Here is a 21,395-nt window from a genome sequence, read left to right on the forward strand (position 1 = left end):
CGGGCAGAATCGGGACACCGTCGCACCTTTGGACATTCTCCATGCGGCAAACGGCACGTATCGTTCAGATTGCGGCAAGCCGCGCTGCACTAACCGGCCCGTGCCACGACGTGAAGGCGGCTCCGCGTAGGGGCCGCCTTCTTTCGTTCCGGCTTGCTCAGGCGCCTCGCGCGTTGAAACAGAATGCGCGAATGCGGCCTGCATCCTTCACGCCGGGCGCGCTTTCGACGCCCGACGAGACATCGACCAGTGCCGCGCCGGTACTGCGCACGGCATCGGCAACGTTGTCTGGCGAAAGGCCTCCGGCAAGGCCCCATGGCAGCGGGCCGCGGTGCGCGGAGAGCAGGCTCCAGTCGAACACGAGGCCGAGGCCGCCGGGAAGGTCTGCGCCCTTGGGAGCCTTGGCATCGAACAGCACGAGGTCGGCTGCGCCAGCGAAGCCTTGTGCGCGGGTAACGTCTTCGCGGGAGGCGACGGACAACGCCTTCCATACCGGCAGTCCCAGTTCTGAGCGGATTTGGGCCACTGTGCCGGGCGTTTCCTGTCCGTGCAACTGGATCACATCGAGCCGGGCAGCGCTGGCAGCTTCGGCGATGAACGCGGGGTCGGCATCGACGAACAGGCCGACGACCTTGGCGCGGCCTGCCGCGCGAGTCCCCAGCGCTGCAGACTCGGTGAGCGAGACATTGCGCGGGCTTTTGGCGAAGAAAACGAGGCCGATGTAGTCGGCGCGCGCCTCGATGGCGGCATCGAGCGCGGCTGGGGTATTGATCCCGCAGATCTTGATGGCAGGTGCAGGCATAAGCGGCGCGTTACGGTGAACGCGCCGCCCCTGTCAAATTGCGTCCTACTCAGGGAGCCAGCTCGTAGCTGACATTGATCGTCACGGTCATTTCGAGTTCTCCTGCCGCGACCGGCGACGATTTGGGGGCGCTGTCCATGGCGGCCCGCGCGAACATCACTTGTGGCTGCGGGGGTGACCAGCCAGCATTTTCGCTGATGGTCAGCACGCGCACCACGCGCAGGCCGGCTGCCTTGGCATAAAGATCGGCGCGGGTGCGGGCCTTCTTCATCGCCTCGATTCGCGCCTCGTCCATAGCCGCATCGGCATTGTCGATCTGGAACGAGGGGCCGTTCACCTGATTGGCGCCATTGGCGACGAGCGTGTCGATCACCTTGCCGTAGCTATCCAGCTTGCGCTGGCGGACCGAGACCTGATTGCTGGCCTGATAGCCGATGATCACCGGGTCCTGCTGCTCGACCGTGCCATCGGGCAGGCGTTGCGGCTGGCCATAGACCGGGTTGACCGAAAGATTGCTGGTCTGGATGTCACGCTCGGCAATGCCTGCCTTGCGCAGCGACGCAATCACCGCCGTCATGCGCTGGGCATTTTCGGTCAACGCGGCACCAGCTGTCTTGGCCTGCGTGGTCACGCCAGCGTTGAACACTGCAAGATCGGGCGTGCGCGTGGACTTGCCCTCGGCGGCAACGGAGAGCAGCGTGTTGCCCGAGGCGACGACGGGGACGTTTGATACCGCCTGTGCCCGGGCCGCAAGAGGCGTGAATGCGGCAAGCGCAGCGGCGGCGAGCAGGATCGGGCGTTTCATACAGGTAGTCTCCCTCGATTGATCGGTCAGATCTGGCAGGTCATCGCTTTCGTCGCGATGAACTGACCTCGTGCCAGTCGTTAAGCTTTCCCTGCTACTCGCCAGATGTCGGATCGTTCCGTTGGGGGTGGGAATGGGCAGGTTGAAGAGCGGGATTACGCTGGCGTCGGTTGTCATGCTGGCTGGCTGCGCCGAGCCGGACGAGTATGCGATGAGCCGCAAGGATGCCTACGACAAGCTGATGACGGCGAAGATCGAATCGTCCGGCACCGGGCCGTTCTTCCGGCTCGAAACGACGATTGACGGTAATGGCGGCTCGGAAGTGATTTACGATGCCAGCGGATCGATGGCGCATCACGCCTGTACGATGAAGCTGACCGAACTTGCCGCGGACAATACCAAAGTCGCGGTTATTTGCGAAGGTGGCGGCGCAGGCGACGGCGCGGCGGCGGGCATGGCTCACCACATGATCCGCAATCGCGTGATAGAATTGGTCGATGCTACGCTGACGAGCAGACCGTTCGATCCACAACGCGCCGAAGGATCGACCGCTTATCGCTGGCCGAACGACGGTGTGGACGGCAGTGTCGGGACGGCCGCCAAGAATGCATTGAAGATGGAAGCAGACATCAAGCGCGATATCGCTGAGGCAGAACAGGACTCTCAGTCGCGCGAAATCGAACCTGCTTCTGAATTTGTCGATCCGGCCAGCGGTTCCGAGCAGTCGTTCGAATGATCGCCTGACGCCGCCTCAGCTGAGGTGGCGTTCCAAAACCACCATGGTGATATCGTCGAAACCGGGGATGGGCATGGGGCGGTATTCGCCTGTCCGAAAATAGCCGCGGCGCTCATACCAGGCGACCAGCTCGGGGCGTGCCTCGATCACCGTCATTTCCATGATGGTCGCGCCGAACTGTTCGGCGGCCATGTCCTCGGCATCGGCGATCAGGGCGCGGCCAAGGCCTTCTGCCTGCACTTCGGGCAGGACGCAAAGCATGCCGAGGTAGGCGCGGCCTTGGCCAAGGTCGGTGATGGTGACGGTTCCGACAAGCTGACGTTCCACTTCGGCCAGCAGCACGCGCGTGTTTGGCGCGGCAATGGCTGCAGCGAGTTCGGCATCGCTGGTGCGTTCGTCGTCAAGCAGGTCCGCCTCGTGAGTCCAGCCCTGCTTGGCAGTGTCGCCGCGATAGCAGACTTCGACCAGCGCGCGCAGGCGCGATACATCGCCGGGGCCTGCCAGTGTGAACCGGACCACCAGCGTCAGAGCGTGGCTTCGATCGCGCGAGCGGCGGCGACCGGGTCTTCCGCGCGGCTGATCGGGCGGCCGATCACCAGCACGCTGGCACCGGCGTCACGCGCAGCGCGGGGCGTTACGATTCGCTTCTGGTCGGCCACGGTGCCGTCAGCCGGACGCAGGCCCGGCACGACGAAGTAGCCCTTTTTCCAGCGATTGTGGATCGCACCAACTTCGTGGCCCGAGCAGACGATCCCGTCGAGCCCGGCTTCCTGGGCCAGATCGGCAAGGCGCAGCGCCTGGTCGTGAGCGGAGCCGGCAACGCCCATGCCGTTGAGGTCGGCATCGTCGAGGCTGGTCAGGACCGTCACAGCGACGACCTTGGTGTGTTCGCCCGCCGCCGCCTTGGCATCTTCCATCATCGCCCGGCCGCCTGAGGCATGGATCGTGACGATGGCAGGCTGGAGCACGTGGATCGCCTGCATCGCGCCTGCGACCGTATTGGGAATGTCGTGCAGTTTGAGGTCGAGAAAGATCGGCAGACCCACCTTGGCAACTTCGTGCACGCCATGATGACCGTGCGCGCAGAAGAACTCGAGGCCCAGTTTCAGCCCGCCGACATGGCTCTTGACCTTGTGGGCAAGGGCAATGGCGGCGTCGAGACGGGGCAGGTCGAGGGCAAGGTAGATCGGGTTGCTCACAGGTTCTCGCTTTTGATGTCCCGGCTCTGGGCCGCTTCGAGGTTGGTGGAGGAAAGGGATGGTGCCGAGCGGGTAGCTGCTGCGGCATCGAGCGCGGTGATCTTGCGGTTCAGCCGCCAACGGGTGGTGCGGTAGAGCAGCCAGGTCGGCACAAGACCAAGCAAAAAGGCGGCGATGACCAGCGCAGGCAGACGCGTTTCAAGCAGCAGGCCTTCCCAGATGCGGACTTCGACGGGCACCCAGTTGGCCGCGCTGAATGCGGCAAGGGCAGAAATAATCAGAACCCAGAAAATTGTGCGCAGCATGCTCACGCCTCTCGCTCGTTGACCTGCCCGTCCGCATGCGATGCTAGGGCAGGTCGGCGCGCTTGGCCAGTCCCCGCGAGGACGGGAGCCTCAGGCGGTTGCGCGCATGGCCCTGATGCCACTGCCCAAGGGGGCGCTAGCGGCGCTCAGGTCTCTCCAAACACCCGCGCGAAGATCGTGTCGATCGCCTTGAAGTGATAGTCGAGGTTGAACTTTTCCTCGATCTGCTCAGCAGTCAGCACGGAGGCAACCTCCGGATCGGCCTTGAGCAGTTCCATCAGCGAAAGCTGGCCGTCCGATTCCCAGACCTTCATCGCGTTGCGCTGGACGAGACGGTAGGAGGCATCGCGCTCCAGCCCCGCTTGCGTCAGCGCCAGAAGGACTCGCTGCGAGTGGACAAGGCCGCCCATCTTGTCGAGATTCTTCTGCATCCGCTCGGGGTAGATGAGCAGCTTGTCGATCACTGATGTCAGGCGGCCCAGCGCGAAGTCGAGCGTGATCGTGGCATCGGGGCCGATGAAGCGTTCGACGGAGGAGTGCGAGATATCGCGCTCGTGCCACAGCGCCACGTTCTCGAGCGCCGGGGTGACTGCCGAGCGGACCATGCGGGCCAGGCCGGTGAGGTTCTCGGTCAGGATCGGGTTGCGCTTGTGAGGCATGGCCGACGAGCCCTTCTGGCCGGGCGAGAAGTACTCCTCGGCCTCCAGAACTTCGGTGCGCTGCAAGTGGCGCACTTCGATGGCGAGGCGCTCGATCGAGCTGGCGATCACGCCAAGGGTAGCGAAATACATCGCGTGGCGGTCACGCGGGATGACCTGCGTGGACACCGGCTCGACTTCAAGGCCCAGCTTTTCGGCGACGTACTCTTCAACCGACGGATCGATATTGGCGAACGTGCCGACTGCGCCAGAAATGGCACAAGTGGCGATCTCGGCGCGCGCGGCGACGAGGCGCGCACGGCAGCGCTTGAACTCGGCATAGGCTTCGGCGAGTTTCTTGCCGAACGTTGTCGGTTCGGCGTGGATGCCGTGGCTGCGGCCGATGGTGGGCGTGTACTTGTGTTCGAACGCGCGGCGCTTGATCGCGGCCAGCAGCGCGTCGATGTCGGCAATCAGCAGGTCCGATGCGCGGGCAAGCTGGACGCTGAGAGTGGTGTCGAGCACGTCGGAGCTGGTCATGCCCTGATGCATGAAGCGCGCTTCGGGGCCGACCTGCTGGGCGACCCAATCGAGAAACGCGATCACGTCATGCTTGGTCACGGCCTCGATTGCGTCGATCGCGGGAACGTCGATCACGGGGTTGGTTGCCCACCAGTCCCACAGCGCCTTGGCGCCAGATGGCGGCACGACGCCCAGTTCGCCCAGCTTCTCGGTCGCGTGTGCCTCGATCTCGAACCAGATGCGATAGCGGGCTTCAGGCTCCCAGATCGCGGTCATGGCGGGGCGGGCGTAACGGGGGACCATGTTCGACTCCGATGCAATTCGTGCGCGTGCGTTATGCCGGGGCCGCTACGGCGCGAGGGCAGCAAAGGCAAGGGGCGACGCGATTTGCGGCCCGCAAACCCACGTTCAGATCAGCCCCTGCGCTTTCAGCGAGGTGTGACCTTCGCGGCCCACGATGATGTGATCGTGCACGGACATGCCCATAAGGCGCGCGGCTTCCATGATTTTCTGGGTGATCTGGATGTCGGCGCGGCTGGGCTTGGGTGATCCGGACGGATGGTTGTGCACGAGGATCATCGCGGCGGCGCCCACGTCCATGCCCTTCTTGATGACCTCGCGGGTGTAGATCGGGCTTTCGTCGAGCGTGCCTTCGCTGACGAGGTGATCGAGGATCAGCATGTTCTGGGTGTTGAGATAGAGCACGCGCACGCGCTCCACATTCAGGTGCGCCATGTCGATGTGCAGGTAATCGAGCAGGGCTTGCCAGTTCGACAGGACCGGCTGTTCGCGCACCGCGGTGCGCGCAAGGCGGCGGGCGGCGAGTGCTACGATGCGCAAGGCCGCCGCGCTGGTCTCGCCCATGTTGGGGTGTAGCGAGAGCGCTTGAGGATCGGCGCTGAGCACGCCTGCCAAACTGCCGAAGCGCTGGATAAGTGCACGTGCGATCGGCTTGGTATCGATGCGCGGCCGCGCGACCATCAGCAGGTACTCGATGACCTCGTGATCGGCCAGCGCGTCTTCGCCGCCGGTCATCAGCCGCTTGCGCAAGCGGGCGCGATGACCGCTGCTGTTGGAACCGTCGAAGCCTTTGGCGCCGCCTTCGCCGGGATCCTGTTCAGGAAAGAGTCGGGTTTGGTCGGCCATGAGTCCGTTCGGCGGGCACTACAATTATTGTCGTGCGTTCAGTGCCGTGCATTGCCGAAGCGGGGGGAGTGCGCAAGAAGGGGGCAGATGGCAGATCGTTTCGAAATGGCGGAATCCGGCGCGCCGCCGGTTGAAGCGCGAGGCGCCGGGCGCTCGCGCTGGCAGAGGATCGCTGTGCCTGCGCTCGCGATCGTGCTGGTGGCGGGCGGAGGTCTGTGGCTGTCGCGCAGCCAACTGGCCGACCGCATCATCATGGGCCAGATCAAAGCCTATGGTCTGCCCGCCACATACGAAATTGAATCAATCGGACCAAGGACGCAAGTTCTGCGCAACCTTGTCGTGGGCGATCCCAAGTGGCCCGACCTGACGGTTGAACGCGTTCTTGTGGGGATCGAATACCGCCTTGGAACGCCGGTCATCGGATCGGTCAAGCTCGTCCGGCCAAGGATTTACGGGCAATACCTGGCTGGCAAGCTGAGCTTCGGCTCGCTCGACAAGGTGCTGTTTGCGCCGACCAAGCCGAATGAACCGTTCGCCTTCCCCAAACTCGAACTTACGGTCGAGGACGGGCGCGGGCTGATGCTGACCGACTTTGGCAAGGTTGGCATAACGCTCGACGGCAGCGGGGCTTTGCAGAACGGGTTTACCGGAACGCTGGCAGGGGTTGCGCCGCGTGTTGCGGGCAGTGGCTGCGTCGGTGAGGGAGCGAGCCTGTTCGGGAAAGTTTCCATTCGTGACGAACGTCCTTCGCTCACCGGTCCGCTGCGGCTGGAAAGGCTCACTTGTGAGAGCGGCGTGCAATCGGGTGCGGCGACGGTTGAGCTTGATGTTCTGGCTGACAAGGGGCTGGGCGGCTTCGCTGGCAATGCGAACCTGCGCGGCAAGAAGCTGGTCCTTCCGGGCGCTTCTGCCGAATCGCTCGCGCTCGATGCGCGGCTAGGCTGGCGCGAAAACGTGCTGTCCGGGCGCGTCGAGGCCAATGCGGGCGGCGTGCGCAGTGGCGGGGTGAGTCTCGGGTTGCTGGGCGTCGAAGGTCTGGTCAAGGCGCGCAACGGTTTCGACAAGGCCGAGTTTCGCGGGAGCCTTGAAGGTCAAGGCGTTCGGCAAGGGCCCGCGTTCGATCGCGCGCTGGGCGATGCGCAGGCAGCATCGGCTGACACCCTGCTCGGACCGATGCTGGCGCAGATGCGCGCAGCGCTGAAGCGTGAGGAGCGCGGCAGCCGCCTTGCAGGAGAGATCGCGCTGCGCCGCAATGGTGCCGAGGGTATGGCGCTGGTCATCCCGCAGGCACAACTGGTGGGTGGCAGCGGCGCGGCCTTGCTCACCCTCTCGCGGTTCCAGGCAATTACCGGCGCAGACAAGCAACCGCCACGCCTCGCCGGGAATTTCACCACCGGCGGAGCAGGGATGCCGCGCATTGCCGGTCGGATGGAGCGCGGGCGTGCCGGGCAGGCGCTCTTTCGGCTGACAATGGCGCCATGGCGCGCGCAGGGCGGATCGCTGGCGATCCCTGAAATGATGGTCGCGCAAGTGGCTGACGGGTCAATCGGCTTCGCTGGTACGGCACAGGTTTCCGGCGCGATTCCGGGTGGTTCTGTCCAGAACCTCGTATTGCCCGTGAACGGTGCCTATGGCGCGCGCGGGGAATTGTCGCTGTGGAAGCGCTGCGTCAGCGCAAAGTTCGACCGGCTGCTGCTGGGCGAGATGGCCGTGGACGGGAATACGCTCAATCTCTGCCCGCCGGGGGGCAGTGCGATTGTGCGCAACGGTACAGCGGGCTTGCGCGTTGCTGCGGGAACGCCCAGCCTCGATATATCGGGAAGGCTTGGCGAAACGCCGCTGACTGTGAGGACGGGCGCTGTGGGCTTTGCCTGGCCGGGCGTGCTCAACGCCAAGGCGGTTGAGGTCACTCTCGGGCCGCCCGCCACTGCGACGCGGCTCAAGCTGGCGGATCTTGACGCACGGCTGGGCAAGGACTTCACCGGCAGGTTCGGCGGCGTTGATGCCAATCTCGCTGCCGTGCCGCTCGATGTGACCAATGCCTCGGGGGAGTGGCGCTACGCCGGAGGCGCGCTGGTGCTTTCAAGCGTCGGCTTCGATCTAACCGACCGGCTTGATCCGGCACGATTCGAGCGACTGCGCAGCGATGGCGCGTCGCTCACGCTCGCTGACAATCGCATAACGGCCAGTGCCTTGCTGCGCGAAGCAAAGTCGTCGCGCGAAGTGGCGCGCGCCGTGATTCGGCACGATCTGTCGCAAGGGAGCGGTCATGCCGATCTCGACGTGGACGGATTGGTGTTCGACAAAGCCTTTCAGCCTGCCGATCTCACCCGGCTGGCGCTGGGCGTCGTGGCGAACACCGTCGGCACGGTGCGCGGCAAAGGTGTAATCGACTGGAACCAGCGCGGGGTGACCAGCAGCGGGCGGTTCGGCACGGAAAATCTCGATCTTGCGGCGGCGTTCGGCCCGGTGAAGGGACTGTCGGGCTCGCTTGAATTCACCGACCTCCTCGGCATGGTCACCGCGCCGCATCAGAAACTGAAGGTCGCCTCGATCAATCCGGGCATCGAGGTCACCGATGGGATCGTCGACATCTCGCTACTGCCGGATCAGGTGCTGCGCCTGCATGAGGCGAACTGGCCGTTCCTCGGCGGCACGCTCAAACTGGAGCCTACCGATTTGCGGCTCGGGCTGGCAGAGGCGCGGCGCTATACGCTGACGGTGGCAGGAATCGACGCTGCAAAGTTCCTCGAAAAGATGGAGCTGGCGAATATCTCGGCCACAGGCGCGTTCGACGGCCAGTTCCCGCTGGTGTTCGACGCCAATGGAGGCCGAATCGAGGAAGGTACCCTTGTTTCGCGCGCGCCGGGGGGCACCGTCTCGTACGTCGGCGCGCTGAGCTATGAGAACATGGGAGCGATGGCGAATTTCGCGTTCGATGCGCTCAAATCGCTCGACTACAAGACGATGACCATCGCGATGCGCGGCGATCTGGAAGGTGAGATCATCACCAACGTCAAGTTTGGCGGGGTCAAGCAAGGTGCTGGCACCAAAAGCAATTTCATCACCAAGCAGGTCGCCAACCTGCCGATTCAGTTCAACATCAACATCCGCGCACCGTTCTATCAGCTGATCACCTCGATGAAGGCTATGTACGACCCTGCCTCGATCAAGGACCCGCGCACGCTCGGCCTGGTCGATGCGCAGGGGAGGCCAGTGCGGCGGTTGACCAACGGTGTCCGCCCCGGCGGAACCCCCGTCATCGTGCTGCCCGGCACGCCCCAGACCATTCAGCCTGCAGAAAGCGCAAACCTGCCATGAGGAGCCTGCAATTGACCCGATCCGCGAAGCCTGCAACGATCTTGCAGATGAGGGACAACGGATCACGATTGTGGCGGCGCGGCCTGCTGGCGCTGCCTTTGATCGCCGGTTTGGCGACGGGGGGATGCATTTCGGTGAACGCACCGGACAAGCCCATCGTCATCGAGCTGAACATCAACATCAAGCAGGAAGTCGTGTACCGGCTCGCGGCAGACGCGGGCAACACGATTGACGAGAATCCGGGCATCTTCTGATGGCCCGCGAGTATATTGGGATGACGCAGATGGCGAAGTTTTCTGTTCGCAAGTGCATGATGACTCTGGCCGCGTCCGGGTTGGTTCTTGGCGGGCTTGTTCCGGCGGTCGCCTATGGTCAGGCACGTGACCCGGCCTATGCTGCGGCGCGCGCAGCCGGGCAGGTGGGCGAGAAGATGGACGGCTATCTGGGATACGTCACGCCGCCTGCCGCTACGCTGCGCGCCGTGGTCGAAGACATCAACATCAAGCGCAAGGCGGTCTATGCCGACAAGGCGCAGGCCAACAAGGCCACAGTTGAGGAATATGCGCTCACCTCGGGCTGCCTGTTGATCGGCCAGACGAAGCCCGGTGAGAAGTATCAGGCGCCTGACGGTTCGTGGCAGACGCGCGGCGATGGCCCGCCGATGCGCGATTCGCGCTGCCCGTAACGGCTGTCCCGCATACGAATCGCTGACGCAATTCTGCCCTTCTCCGCCCAGGCGGGGGAGGGCATTTGCTTTTCGTCTCATACCTTGGAGCATGACCGGCCTGTAGCGGTTGACTCAAATGTACCCCCCGCCTAAGGGGGCGGCGCCCTCGGCGGTCATCCGTCGTTTGTGCTGCACTTTTTGTCGGGCAAACTGGCTTCGGTCGGGACTACGGACAGGGGATAAGGCATGAATGATGAACCGTCCGGGATGGAGCCCATCGGCGAGGATGCGCGGATTGACGCGCTCGACAAGCGGCTGAAAGCCCTTCGAGAGCGGGAAGACGAGCGTAACCGGCCAAAGGCAGGCGGAGAAACCGATGCGAACTATCGCCTCGGCAACCGCGTGCTGGCGGAACTGATTGGCGGTCTTGCAGGCGGCGCGTTCATTGGCTGGGTCATCGACCAGTTTGCCGGGACAAGCCCTTGGGGGTTGTTGGTGATGTTGTTCATGGGGATCGCTGTGGCGTTCCGAAACATCATCCGAATTTCGAGCCGGCGCCCCGAATAAGGGCGCTGTTGTTGTATTCGAGTGTAACGGGGTTTTGCGCGTGGCCGAAGGCAAGGTCGATCCGGTTCACCAGTTCACGATCGAGACCCTTTTCGGGACCGATCACTGGGCAATCGGCGGTTACAACATCGCTTTCACCAATTCGGCGCTGTGGATGGCGATCACCACGGTGGCGCTGCTCGTGTTTGTCGCGGGCGGTTCCAAGCGTGAGCTGGTTCCTGGCCGCTGGCAGATGGCTGTCGAGGGGCTGACCGGCTTCGTCGATAACCTGCTGCAGGCGAACATCGGCAAAGCGGGCCGCAAATATCTGCCTTACGTGTTCTCGCTGTTCGGGTTCATCCTGTTCGCCAACATGCTCGGTTTGATGCCGCTTGCGCTGGTCGGTGTGCATCCGTTCACGTCCACCAGTCATTTCACCGTCACCGGCGTGCTCGCGATCATGAGCTTTGCGATCGTGCTGATCGTCGGCTTTGCCAAGCATGGCTTCCATTTCTTCTCGCTGTTCGTGCCGCACGGTACGCCGGTTCTGATGATCCCGATCATTTTCCCGATCGAGCTGATCTCGTTCATGGTGCGTCCGTTCAGCCTTGGCCTTCGACTCTTCGTTGCGATGATGGCAGGCCACGTGCTGCTCGAAGTGCTCTCGGGCTTCGTCATTTCCGGCACCAATGCTGGTCCTGGCATTTTCTTCCTCGCTGCACTGCCGAGCTTCCTGCTGATGATCGGCATCTGCGCGCTGGAACTTCTGGTGGCATGCATTCAGGCTTACGTCTTTGCCCTGCTTACCTGCGTCTATCTGAACGACGCCGAGAACCTTCACTGATACCTGCAACCCACCAAGATTTGGAACGCTTGTTCCATACGGATTTGAGAAAAGGGAGTTTTTGACATGGACGCAGAAAGCGCAAAGCTGCTCGGAGCCGGTCTCGCCGCTGTTGGCGCCGGTCTTGCCTCGCTCGGCGTAGGCAACGTGTTTGCCAAGTTCCTCGAAGGCGCGCTGCGCAATCCGGGCGCTGCTGACGGCCAGCAGGGTCGCCTGTTCATCGGCTTCGCAGCTGCTGAACTTCTCGGCCTGTTGTCGTTCGTCGTCGCGATGATCCTGATCTTCGTCGCCTAACCGGCAACGAACGTCACAGATTGTTGAAATATTGGCCGGGGTTCGCCCCGGCCGCCTGACGCCCGGACACCCGCGATGCCTCAGATTGAACAGCTTGCCAGCACCTATTCCAGCCAGGTTTTCTGGTTGTTGGTGTTTTTCGGCGTGATCTTTTTCGTGATTGGCCGGGGCATGGTGCCCAAGGTCATGGCCACGATGGACGGCCGCGACAAGCAGATCGCCGACGATCTCGCTGCGGCGGAAGCCGCGCGTGCCGCCGCCGATGCCGAAGAAGAGGCTTGGCGCGTCCAGGCGAACGCGCAGCGCGCACAGGCCCAGGCCGTGATCGCTGCGGCCAAGGCGGATGCCGCCAAGGCTACCGAAGCCACGCTTGCCGTCGCCTCGGCCCGAATCGATGAAACACTGACTGCCGCAGAAGCCCGCATCGCCGCAGCCCGCGCTGCAGCACTGGGTGAAGTGGAAGGCGTTGCTGCAGAAGCCGCGCAGGACATCGCAAGTCGCATTGCCGGCCTGACGATCTCTGCCGGAGACGCACAGGCCGCCGTCAAGGGAGTTCTCGCTCATGGCTAATCCTGTCGCGACGACTGCTGTCGTCGAACATGAAACCGGAGGCGTAGAGCATCACGTCGAACCTTCTGCGCTGGGCCTCGGGCCTGGTGCATGGGCGGCGCTGGCCATGCTGGTGTTCCTCGGCATTCTTGTCTGGAAGAAGGTTCCTGGTGCTGTCGTAGGCGGGCTCGACAAGCAGATCGGTGCGATCCGCAAGCAGCTCGAAGAAGCCAAGGTGCTCCGCGCCGAAGCTGAAAAGCTGCGCGCGGAATATGCCGCCAAGATCGCCAATGCCGAAAAGGACGCGGCATCGATGGTCGAGCATGCGAAGACCGAAGCCGCCGCGATCATCGCCAAGGCCGAAGCCGACGCCACCGCAACGATTGGTCGCCGCGAAAAGATGGCTGCCGACAAGATCGGTGCGGCCGAACGCGCTGCAGTCGATGAGCTGCGCGCCAAGGCTGCCGAAGCGGCAACTGCCGCTGCGCGCAACTTGATCGCGAAGAACCACTCCGCCGGAGCCGACAAGGCGCTCGTGGATGGAGCCATTGCGGGACTGGTAAACTGATCGCTTAAACTGCGCTTCAGGTCAGACAGATCAAAGCCCCCTTCCGGTTAGCGCCGGGAGGGGTTTTTGTTTTCTGCTGAGCCGCAGTAGGTTCTGTTTCTTCCGGGTTTAGGCCGATTCAAGCGTTCAGGAGGACTTATGGCACTCTATGATACTATCGGTGTGACTTATGACCTGCTGCGCAGGCCAGACTTTCGTCTTGCTGTGCAAATCGACAAGGCCCTTGGCACAGCACGGACGGTGGTCAACGTAGGTGCCGGTGCCGGCTCCTACGAGCCTGCGGAGCGGGATGTCACTGCGGTTGAGCCATCTGCTGAAATGATCCGGAAGCGCAGCATCCGGTCGGCGCGCGCGGTGCAGGCGACGGCCGAGGCCTTGCCCTTTCCGGACAAGTCGTTCGATGCGGCAATGGCGGTTCTGACGATTCACCATTGGCAGGACCAGGAGGCTGGCCTTCGTGAGATGCGGCGCGTTTCACGCGGTCCAGTGGTCATCGTCACATTTGATCCGGCGAGCAGGCCCTGGCTGACAGACTATCTTCCGCAACTCGCTGAACTCGACGAACGCCAGATGCCGCCCATCGACTTTTACCAAAGGTGTCTAGGCGAAGTCAGTGTCGAGAAGTTGCTCGTGCCGCATGATTGCACCGATGGCTTTCTCTATGCATTCTGGCGCCGCCCGCTGGCTTACCTCGACCCCGCGTTGCGCAAGGGCAGTTCGTCATTCTGGGCGTTGGGAAAAACCCTCGAGCCCGGGCTTGAGAGACTGCGTTCGGACTTGGCTGAGTGCATATGGCACAGGCGCTATGACCATCTTTTGACGCTTGATTCGTACGATGTCGGTTACCGGATCGTCATCGCAGGGTAGCCAATCGGCTTCGGGTCAGGCCCGCGTTGATCCCCGGATCACCAGCTTCACCGGCACGCGCCGGCCCGACCCTTCCGTGCCGTTGATTTTGGCCAGAAGCTGTTCGACCATCAGGCTGCCTGCCATCTGGAAATCGGGTTCGATCGAGGTGAGGGGCGGGGTGGACCATGCGCCGGCGCGGATGCCGTCGAAGCCGATGATGCCGACCTTGTCCGGGATGGAATAGCCCCGTGCGGTCAGTTCCTTGAGCGCGCCCAGTGCCATTTCGTCGCACACCGCGAAGATCGCGTCGAAGGGGGCGCCACTTTCAACCAGGGCGATGGCGGCGCGGCGACCCTGTTCTTCGCGGGCGAGGCCGGATTCGACCTGGATGAGGCGGGGTTCCTGACCGGCGCTGCGCATGGCTTCGGCATAGCCTTCGTACCGCTCCTGAAACTGGCGCTGGGGCGAGGTGGCCGAGCCGAGGCAGACGATCTGCTGGTAACCGCGCACGAGCAGGTGGCGGGTGGCGAGCGTCGCGCCAGAGAGATTGTCGCTGCGTACCCAAGGCATCTCGTTGTCGGGCGAGCCCCAACAGGTCCAGTGCGTGCCGTCGGGAAGACCCCGGAAATATTCCCAAGCCTTGGTATTGGTTGTCGTGCCGATCACAATCATGCCGTCGGCCTTGCGGCGGTCCTGAAAGTGGCCCCAGAAGTTCTCGGGTGCATCCTGAAAGGCGACCAGCGTTTCATAGCCGCGTGCGGATGCGGCGGCGCAGGTGCTGCCGAGCAGCGAGAAGTAGAACGGGTTGATGTCTTTGCGGTCCTGCGCCTCACGGCAGATCATCACGACAGCCAGCGTTCCGGTGCGGCCCCGCCGCAGGCGAGCGGCGTTCTCGTCCACCTGATAGTTCAGGCGGCGCGCAGCTTCGATCACGCGCTGGCGCGTCGGCTCGCTGATCGAGGTGTCCCCTGCCAACGCGCGGCTGACGGTCGACTGGCTCACGCCTGCCGCCTCGGCCACGTCGAACGACGTTACCCGGATGATCTTCCTGTCCGTCGCCAATGCATGTCCCCCAAAGTCAACTCTGCTTTAGCAGGATCGGCGTCAGCGGAAAGTGTCCTTCGCGGCGCGCAGGGCAGCAAATGTCTCGATGGGGGAGGTGCCGCCCCAGCGCTCCGCCATGTCGGGCGCGTCAGCACGAAGGAACGGGTTCGCGGCAAGCTCCGCTGCAAGTGTTGTCGGCACGGTCCATTGCCCTCGTTCGCGCCGTGCATCCACGTTCATGGCATAGGCTTCGAGTGCAGTGTTATCCGGATCGGCGAAAATGGCGAAGCGGGCGTTGGACTGGGTATATTCGTGCGCGCTGTAAAGCGTCGTTGCAGCGGGCAGGGCCTTGAGGCGCAGGAGGCTGTCCCAGAACTGGTCCGGAGTGCCTTCGAACATGCGACCGCAGCCCAGCGGGAACAGCGCGTCGCCGACAAACGCCGTGGCGGCTTGCGACAGATAGTAAGCGCAGTGGCCGAGCGTGTGGCCGCCCACGTCGATCACATCTGCGGTGTAACTGCCTAGCGTGACGGTATCGCCCTGCGCCACGGTGCGATCGACCGCAGCAATCTTTGCAGCATCGGTGGCAGGGGCAATTACCGTGCAGCCGGTGGCCGCTTTGATGGTCTCATTGCCGCCCGCGTGATCGGGATGCCAGTGGGTGTTCCAGATCTGGGTGATCGTCCAGCCCTGTGCCGCGGCTTCGCGCAGATAGGCATCGGCGTCTGGCGTATCGATGCATGCCGTCTCGCCACTCGCAGGATCGTGGACAAGGAAGCCGTAGTTGTCGGACAGGCATGGGAACTGGTGGATTTGCAGAGTCATCTCCGCGCTTTAGCGCAATTTTCGGGGAGAAGATGTAAAATTTGGTTCCACCTCCTGTGAACCACACAAAGCAAAAGCCCGCCCGGATTTCTCCGGACGGGCCTTGCTGTTCAGTGCCTTGAAGGCGGTGAAGCTTACTGCTTCGCCTTCAGTGCGGCGCCGAGGATGTCGCCCAGCGATGCGCCGGCATCCGACGAACCGTACTGTTCCACGGCTTCCTTCTCTTCGGCGAGCTGACGCGCCTTGACGGAGAAGTTCGGCTTCTTCGAACGGTCGAAGCCGGTGATCATGGCGTCAAGCTTCTGGCCAACCTGGAAGCGGTCAGGACGCTGTTCGTCACGATCGCGGCCCAGATCCGAGCGCTTGATGAAGCCGGTCGCACCGTCTTCGCCAGCCTGCACTTCGAGGCCGCCATCGCGGACTTCGAGGACAGTCACGGTGGTGACTTCGCCGCGGCGGAGCGAACCTGCAGCCGAAGGCGAAGCGCCGCCAGCGGCCGGAGCGCCCTTTTCAAGCTGCTTCATGCCAAGGCTGATGCGTTCCTTCTCGACATCGACGTCGAGAACCACTGCCGAGACTTCTTCGCCCTTGCGGTGCAGAGCCAGAGCGTCTTCGCCGGAGATGCCCCAAGCGATGTCCGACATGTGGACCATGCCGTCGACGTCGCCGTCGAGGCCGATGAACAGGCCGAATTCGGTGGCGTTCTTGACTTCACCGGCAACGGTCGAACCGACCGGGTGCTTGTCCGCAAAGGCTTCCCATGGGTTCTGCTGGGCCTGCTTGAGGCCGAGCGAAATGCGGCGCTTGTCGCTGTCGACTTCGAGAACCAGCACGTCGACTTCCTGCGAGGTCGAAACGATCTTGCCGGGGTGGACGTTCTTCTTGGTCCAGGACATTTCCGAAACGTGGACGAGGCCTTCGATGCCAGCTTCCAGTTCGACGAACGCGCCGTATTCGGTGATGTTGGTGACAACGCCCGAGAGCTTCGCACCGACCGGGTACTTGGCGGCAACGCCATCCCACGGATCCGATTCCAGCTGCTTCATGCCGAGGCTGATGCGCTGGGTATCCTGGTTGATGCGGATGATCTGCACCTTCACCGTGTCGCCAATTGCGATCACTTCCGAAGGATGGTTGACGCGCTTGTAGCTCATGTCGGTGACATGGAGCAGGCCGTCGATGCCGCCGAGATCAACGAACGCACCGTAATCGGTGATGTTCTTGACCACGCCGTCGATGATCTGACCTTCCTTGAGGTTCATGATCAGGCCCGAACGCTGCTCTGCGCGGGTTTCTTCGAGGACTGCGCGGCGCGAAACCACGATGTTGCCGCGGCGGCGATCCATCTTGAGGATCTGGAAGGGCTGCGGCATGTCCATCAGCGGGGTGACATCGCGCACGGGGCGGATATCGACCTGCGAACCGGGGAGGAACGCCACCGCGCCGTCGAGATCGACGGTAAAGCCGCCCTTGACGCGGCCGAAGATCACGCCTTCGACGCGCTTGCCTTCGCCAAATTCGTTTTCGAGCTTGTCCCATGCGGCTTCGCGGCGAGCGCGGTCGCGCGACAGCATCGCTTCGCCGTCAGCGTTTTCAACGCGGTCGACATAGACTTCGACTTCATCGCCGACCGAGAGGCCGTGCGGCTGGCCGGGCGAGGCGAATTCGCGCAGGGCAACGCGGCCCTCGCTCTTCAGACCAACGTCGATGACGGCCTTGTCGTTTTCGATTGCGGTGATGGTGCCCTTGACGACGCGGCCTTCAAAGCCACCGTTGGCGGCTCCGCCAAGCGTTTCGTCGAGCAGCGCGGCGAAATCGTCGCGCGTGGGATTGGTAGCCATTGTGAGCTTCCTGTAACAATGTTCCCGGCCTGGCGGTTGAATCCGCCGGTCTTTCCTCCACCTGTCACACCATGTGACACGTGGGCCAAAAAGGGCCGAACCACCCGCCGGGCCGTATGCCATGGCGGGTATCCTGCCAGCGCGAACGCCAGTGGGACCGGCGGCGCTTAGGCGCGAGGGTCGGGAAATGCAAGGGAAATGGGCGGTGGCGACAATGGTTTGCCAAGGGAGACGACCCGTTAACCGGGAACTGCTATGGCGATGCCATCAGGGGGGAAACCATGGAGCAGCCCGGCGTGTTCAGCAGTTTTGGCGACCTCGCCACAGAGGCTCGCTACAACGAGACCGCGCGCACCCTGCGCACTCCATTCGTGCGCATCTATGGTGCGATCTTCATGGTCGTTGCGCTGGCCTATTCCATCGTCAATCCGGTCTATCTGCCGCCTGATGAGAATGCAGCGCTGGCTGTGCTGCTGGGAAGCGCGTTGCTGGTGTGTGGCACTTACATCGCGGCGACGTTCTGGAGCGAATATGTCCGTCATCCCATGGTGGACTTTGCAGCATTGCTGGTGCTCGCGTTGCTCGTGGGGCGGATCAATGTCGTCCTGTTCGAACATCTCGAAGGCGACGGAAGCACGCTTCATGCGGTCGGCGTCATCAACCGTCTGATAATCACTGCGTTCGCTTCTGTGACGCTTGCCGGGCGTCCCCGGTTGTTTCTGGCCTGGATGGCCTGTGATGCGCTTGGCTGGATCGGGCAATTGGTCACGGGAAGCCCGGATCTCTCCTCGCTGATCTACGCTATCCTGAGTTACTTCAGCGGTGCGCTGATCATGGTTGCCATCAACCTTGCCGTAGGCCGCACCAGCAGGTCAGCCTTTCAATATGCCGATGCCCTCGATGCCGAGCGGGAGCGCAACGAGGAACTGGTGCTCAACATGCTGCCATCGGCGGCGGTGACGCGCATTCGCGGCGGGCTGATCGTTGCCGATTCCTATTCGGACGCGAGCGTGATCTTCATCGACATGGTAGGCTTTTCGAAGCTCGCCAAGCGCATCTCCCCTGGTCATCTCGTTGAACTGCTCAATTCGTTCTTCAACCATGCGGATGCATGTACGCGCGAGTTCGGCGTCGAAAAGGTCAAGACCGTGGGGGACGCCTACCTTGCCATTGCGGGCGGGAATGTCTCGACCGGAAACAGCGCGGACGCCGCGATAGCTTTTGCCCAAGCCGTTCTCGAAGGCGTCGAAAACCTGCGCCGTGTGGCTGGCGTGGAGGACGTGGGCCTGCGCGTCGGCATTCATTCCGGCCCAGTTGTCGGCGGCGTCATCGGCGCAACGCGGATGGCCTATGATTATTGGGGTGACACCGTGAACATCGCGGCGCGTATCGAAGGTACGGCAGCGGTCAACGGCATTGCCATTTCGGAAAGCACATGGCTGCGGGCTTCCGATCGCTCCAGCTTCGGACCGCCCACGATGGTAACGCTTAAAGGCGTGGGCGACACGTGCGTCTTCCACAGTGTAATGGAAGCGATCCCGGAAAGCGCGACGATCTCAGATGGGAAGGAGGCGGCTTAGCGCCTGGCGGCTAACTGCTTCTCCACCAAGGCAATCGCCATCGCTATGGCCATTTCCTTCGCCAAGTTCGACGTATCGAGCAGCACCGCCCCATCTGCCTGACGAAGCGGCGCTTCGGCGCGGTTGCGGTCGCGTTCGTCGCGGGCTTCGAGGTCGGCTTCGATCTCGGCGCGGTCCACGTCCAGCCCCAAGCCTTTCATTTCCATCCAGCGGCGGAGGGCGCGGGCGGGGACGCTGGCGGTGACGAACAGTTTGGCGTCGGCGTGGGGGGCGATCACCGTCGCGATGTCGCGGCCATCGAGGACGGCGCCGCCGGGTTGGGAGGCGAAGGCTTGCTGGCGGGCGAGCAGCGCGGCGCGAACGGCGGGGTGGACCGAGACGCGGCTGGCGTAGCCGCCGGTTGCCTCGGTGCGCAGGTCGGGGGCGGCGAGCAGGGCGTCATTGAAGTCGCAGGCAGCGAGGGCTTGCGCCGGGTCATCGGGATTGCCGCCGCTAAGGAAAACCTGCCGTCCGACCGCGCGGTAGAGCAGGCCGGTATCGAGGTGGGGCAGGCCGAAATGCGCGGCGAGCGCCTTGGCGATGGTGCCTTTGCCCGAGGCGGTGGGGCCGTCGACGGCGATGATCATTGCGAATTACCTTGCGCGCGGAAGGCCTTGATCAGGCCCCAGATGGCGATAGCCGCCCAGAAGAATTCGAGCACGAACGACGCCGGGTTCATGTTCACCAGCAGCGAGATCGTCAGCAGGCCCGCGCCCGCCAGATTGATCCCGTGCTGCACGAACGGATTGGGCCGGCTTGCCTTGGTTGTGTAGGCATAGGCGAAGATGATGCAGGCCATGCCAAGAAAGCCGCAGATGTTGGCAAACGTTGCATTCATGCAGGTGTGCTTGCGCTTTCGAGCAGGCTTTCGAACACCGGAAAGCTGGTGGCGATGGGGCGTGTGTCGTCCACTTCCACGCCGCTGCGGCTGGCGATCCCGGCGACAGCCATCGCCATGGCGATGCGGTGATCGAGATGGGTGACGACGGCAGCGCCTTCCGTAGTGCCGGGCAGGGGATCGCCGCCTGTGCCGTCGATGATGAGGCCGTCTTCGGTTTCGGACACGGTCGCCCCTGCAAGTTCCAGCGCGGCGTGCATCGCGCTGATGCGGTCGCTTTCCTTGACGCGCAGTTCTTCGAGGCCGGTGGTGACGGTGCGGCCCTTGGCCAGCGCTGCGGCGACGAAGAGGATGGGGAATTCGTCGACCATGCTCGGCACGACGGCGGGATCGACATCAATGCCGGTCAGCAGTGAATGGCGCACGCGCAGGTCAGCCACCGGCTCGCCGCCCACATCGCGGCGGTCCAGTTCTTCAATGCTGCCCCCCATCAGGCGCAGCACATCGAACAGCGCGGCGCGGGTGGGATTGAGGCCGACGTTCTCGACCAAGAGGTCAGAGCGTTCGACCAGCAGTGCAGCGACGACGAAGAACGCGGCGGACGAGGGATCGCCGGGGACGACGATGTCCTGTGGGCGAAGTTCCGCCTCGCCGCGCACCTTGATCACGCGGGCGCCGTCATCGGCAATGTCCACCGTCAGGTCCGCACCGAAGCCGCGCAGCATCCGTTCGGAATGGTCGCGGGTGGGGATGGGTTCGATGACGGTCGTGATGCCGGGGGTGTTGAGGCCAGCCAGCAGCACCGCGCTCTTGACCTGTGCCGAGGCGACAGGGAGGCGGTATTCGATCGGCACGGCGGGCGAGATCCCGCGCAGCGTCAGCGGCAAGCGGCCACCGGGCGACGCGGTGAAGTCTGCGCCCATCAGCGACAGCGGATCAATCACCCGGCCCATCGGGCGCTTGGACAGCGAGCCGTCGCCCACGAACGTCGCGGTGATCGGATGCGTGGCGACGAGGCCCATCAGCAGGCGGGTGGACGTGCCCGAATTGCCCATGTCGAGCGCGGCTTGCGGCTGGAGCAGTCCGCCTACGCCGACGCCATGGACATGCCACATCCCGCCTGTATCGCGCTCGATCGTCGCACCCATCGCGCGCATGGCGGCGGCGGTGGAGAGCACGTCCTCGCCTTCGAGCAGCCCGGTAACCCGTGTCTCGCCTACGGCCAGCGCGCCCAGCATGATCGAGCGGTGGCTGATCGACTTGTCGCCGGGCACGCGAATCCGGCCCCGGAGCGGGCCGGTGGCGGTGAAGCGGCGAGGGCGCATCTGGGCGGGATCGTGGGACGACACGGTGTTTCAGGACTTTCAGCGAAGGAATGACAGTAAAAGCGCGCGGCTTTTGACAGCGTGCCGCGCCTATGGCAAGGCGCGCGCTCTC

The 21,395-nt window shown here is 63.5% G+C and carries 24 protein-coding genes; 11 read left to right on the plus strand and 13 right to left on the minus strand.

Annotated elements, in window-relative coordinates:
- Positions 1-157: 157 nt before the first annotated feature.
- Together RM192_RS05260 and RM192_RS05265 are read right to left on the minus strand one after the other, a co-directional pair.
- Complete coding sequence (locus tag RM192_RS05260; RefSeq protein ID WP_311506506.1) at positions 158-802, minus strand: phosphoribosylanthranilate isomerase; 645 nt, start codon at positions 800-802, stop codon at positions 158-160.
- Positions 803-851: 49 nt separating this feature from the next.
- On the minus strand, positions 852-1,607 hold the full coding sequence (locus RM192_RS05265) for an SIMPL domain-containing protein (protein WP_311506507.1): 756 nt from the start codon (positions 1,605-1,607) through the stop codon (positions 852-854).
- Between the two features lie 133 nt (positions 1,608-1,740).
- Here RM192_RS05265 and RM192_RS05270 point away from each other — a divergent pair, with 133 nt between their 5' ends.
- Positions 1,741-2,343, plus strand: coding sequence for a hypothetical protein (locus tag RM192_RS05270; RefSeq protein ID WP_311506508.1), 603 nt, complete (start codon positions 1,741-1,743; stop codon positions 2,341-2,343).
- 15 nt (positions 2,344-2,358) lie between these two features.
- Here RM192_RS05270 and RM192_RS05275 read toward each other — a convergent pair whose 3' ends face one another.
- From RM192_RS05275 to radC, 5 genes are all read right to left on the minus strand, one after another.
- Entirely contained in the window at positions 2,359-2,862 is a 504-nt protein-coding gene (locus tag RM192_RS05275) for a GNAT family N-acetyltransferase (protein ID WP_311506509.1), read from the minus strand.
- 5 nt (positions 2,863-2,867) lie between these two features.
- Entirely contained in the window at positions 2,868-3,542 is a 675-nt protein-coding gene (gene pyrF / locus RM192_RS05280; RefSeq protein WP_311506510.1) for an orotidine-5'-phosphate decarboxylase, read from the minus strand.
- A complete protein-coding gene (locus RM192_RS05285; RefSeq protein ID WP_311506511.1) occupies positions 3,539-3,847 on the minus strand; it encodes a DUF1049 domain-containing protein in 309 nt (102 codons plus the stop codon). Before RM192_RS05285 ends, pyrF begins: the two co-directional genes overlap by 4 nt.
- A 146-nt stretch (positions 3,848-3,993) precedes the next feature.
- Positions 3,994-5,310: an adenylosuccinate lyase gene (gene purB / locus RM192_RS05290; RefSeq protein WP_311506512.1), complete on the minus strand. Its 1,317-nt coding sequence runs from the start codon at positions 5,308-5,310 to the stop codon at positions 3,994-3,996.
- A 105-nt stretch (positions 5,311-5,415) separates the two neighbouring features.
- On the minus strand, positions 5,416-6,153 hold the full coding sequence (gene radC, locus RM192_RS05295) for a RadC family protein (RefSeq protein ID WP_311506513.1): 738 nt from the start codon (positions 6,151-6,153) through the stop codon (positions 5,416-5,418).
- A gap of 87 nt (positions 6,154-6,240) precedes the next feature.
- On the opposite strand from radC, the gene RM192_RS05300 reads away from it, so the two are divergent.
- From RM192_RS05300 to RM192_RS05340, 9 genes are all read left to right on the plus strand, one after another.
- On the plus strand, positions 6,241-9,474 hold the full coding sequence (locus RM192_RS05300) for a YdbH domain-containing protein (protein WP_311506514.1): 3,234 nt from the start codon (positions 6,241-6,243) through the stop codon (positions 9,472-9,474).
- Positions 9,475-9,608: 134 nt separating this feature from the next.
- Positions 9,609-9,728 (plus strand): YnbE family lipoprotein, encoded by a 120-nt coding sequence (locus tag RM192_RS05305; protein WP_311506515.1) that lies wholly within the window; start codon positions 9,609-9,611, stop codon positions 9,726-9,728.
- Positions 9,729-9,757: 29 nt separating this feature from the next.
- The gene (locus RM192_RS05310) at positions 9,758-10,159 is read left to right on the plus strand and encodes a YdbL family protein (RefSeq protein WP_409233785.1); all 402 of its coding nucleotides are present in this window, start codon (positions 9,758-9,760) and stop codon (positions 10,157-10,159) included.
- Between the two features lie 228 nt (positions 10,160-10,387).
- Positions 10,388-10,708, plus strand: coding sequence for an AtpZ/AtpI family protein (locus RM192_RS05315; RefSeq protein WP_311506516.1), 321 nt, complete (start codon positions 10,388-10,390; stop codon positions 10,706-10,708).
- 40 nt (positions 10,709-10,748) lie between these two features.
- Positions 10,749-11,531: a F0F1 ATP synthase subunit A gene (locus RM192_RS05320; RefSeq protein WP_311506517.1), complete on the plus strand. Its 783-nt coding sequence runs from the start codon at positions 10,749-10,751 to the stop codon at positions 11,529-11,531.
- A 66-nt stretch (positions 11,532-11,597) separates the two neighbouring features.
- Positions 11,598-11,825: a F0F1 ATP synthase subunit C gene (locus tag RM192_RS05325; RefSeq protein ID WP_011444975.1), complete on the plus strand. Its 228-nt coding sequence runs from the start codon at positions 11,598-11,600 to the stop codon at positions 11,823-11,825.
- 75 nt (positions 11,826-11,900) lie between these two features.
- Positions 11,901-12,395, plus strand: a complete 495-nt coding sequence (locus RM192_RS05330) for an ATPase (RefSeq protein WP_311506518.1) — start codon at positions 11,901-11,903, stop codon at positions 12,393-12,395.
- Positions 12,388-12,942 carry a hypothetical protein gene (locus tag RM192_RS05335; protein WP_311506519.1) on the plus strand — a complete coding sequence of 185 codons (555 nt, stop codon included), beginning with the start codon at positions 12,388-12,390 and terminating at the stop codon, positions 12,940-12,942. Before RM192_RS05330 ends, RM192_RS05335 begins: the two co-directional genes overlap by 8 nt.
- A 162-nt stretch (positions 12,943-13,104) precedes the next feature.
- Positions 13,105-13,809, plus strand: coding sequence for a class I SAM-dependent methyltransferase (locus RM192_RS05340; protein ID WP_311506520.1), 705 nt, complete (start codon positions 13,105-13,107; stop codon positions 13,807-13,809).
- A 15-nt stretch (positions 13,810-13,824) separates the two neighbouring features.
- On the opposite strand, the gene RM192_RS05345 is transcribed toward RM192_RS05340, so the two are convergent.
- From RM192_RS05345 to rpsA, 3 genes are all read right to left on the minus strand, one after another.
- Positions 13,825-14,853 carry a LacI family DNA-binding transcriptional regulator gene (locus tag RM192_RS05345; protein WP_311506521.1) on the minus strand — a complete coding sequence of 343 codons (1,029 nt, stop codon included), beginning with the start codon at positions 14,851-14,853 and terminating at the stop codon, positions 13,825-13,827.
- 42 nt (positions 14,854-14,895) lie between these two features.
- Positions 14,896-15,660, minus strand: a complete 765-nt coding sequence (gloB, locus tag RM192_RS05350) for a hydroxyacylglutathione hydrolase (protein ID WP_311506522.1) — start codon at positions 15,658-15,660, stop codon at positions 14,896-14,898.
- 134 nt (positions 15,661-15,794) lie between these two features.
- Positions 15,795-17,501, minus strand: coding sequence for a 30S ribosomal protein S1 (rpsA, locus tag RM192_RS05355; RefSeq protein ID WP_311506523.1), 1,707 nt, complete (start codon positions 17,499-17,501; stop codon positions 15,795-15,797).
- Between the two features lie 281 nt (positions 17,502-17,782).
- Here rpsA and RM192_RS05360 point away from each other — a divergent pair, with 281 nt between their 5' ends.
- Positions 17,783-19,081 carry an adenylate/guanylate cyclase domain-containing protein gene (locus RM192_RS05360; protein WP_311506524.1) on the plus strand — a complete coding sequence of 433 codons (1,299 nt, stop codon included), beginning with the start codon at positions 17,783-17,785 and terminating at the stop codon, positions 19,079-19,081.
- Here RM192_RS05360 and RM192_RS05365 read toward each other — a convergent pair.
- Genes RM192_RS05365 through aroA form a run of 3 tightly spaced genes read right to left on the minus strand, consistent with a single transcriptional unit; the run spans position 19,078 to position 21,283 of the window.
- On the minus strand, positions 19,078-19,707 hold the full coding sequence (locus RM192_RS05365) for a d(CMP) kinase (RefSeq protein ID WP_311506525.1): 630 nt from the start codon (positions 19,705-19,707) through the stop codon (positions 19,078-19,080). The two genes, RM192_RS05360 and RM192_RS05365, sit on opposite strands and share 4 nt — an antisense overlap.
- Positions 19,704-19,958 carry a CBU_0592 family membrane protein gene (locus RM192_RS05370; protein WP_311506526.1) on the minus strand — a complete coding sequence of 85 codons (255 nt, stop codon included), beginning with the start codon at positions 19,956-19,958 and terminating at the stop codon, positions 19,704-19,706. The genes RM192_RS05365 and RM192_RS05370 overlap by 4 nt, the downstream gene beginning before the upstream one ends.
- The gene (gene aroA, locus RM192_RS05375) at positions 19,955-21,283 is read right to left on the minus strand and encodes a 3-phosphoshikimate 1-carboxyvinyltransferase (RefSeq protein ID WP_311508574.1); all 1,329 of its coding nucleotides are present in this window, start codon (positions 21,281-21,283) and stop codon (positions 19,955-19,957) included. Before aroA ends, RM192_RS05370 begins: the two co-directional genes overlap by 4 nt.
- Between the last annotated feature and the right edge of the window lie 112 nt (positions 21,284-21,395).

Source organism: Novosphingobium sp. MMS21-SN21R, assembly GCF_031846015.1.
In the GTDB taxonomy this organism is placed as follows: Bacteria; Pseudomonadota; Alphaproteobacteria; order Sphingomonadales; family Sphingomonadaceae; genus Novosphingobium.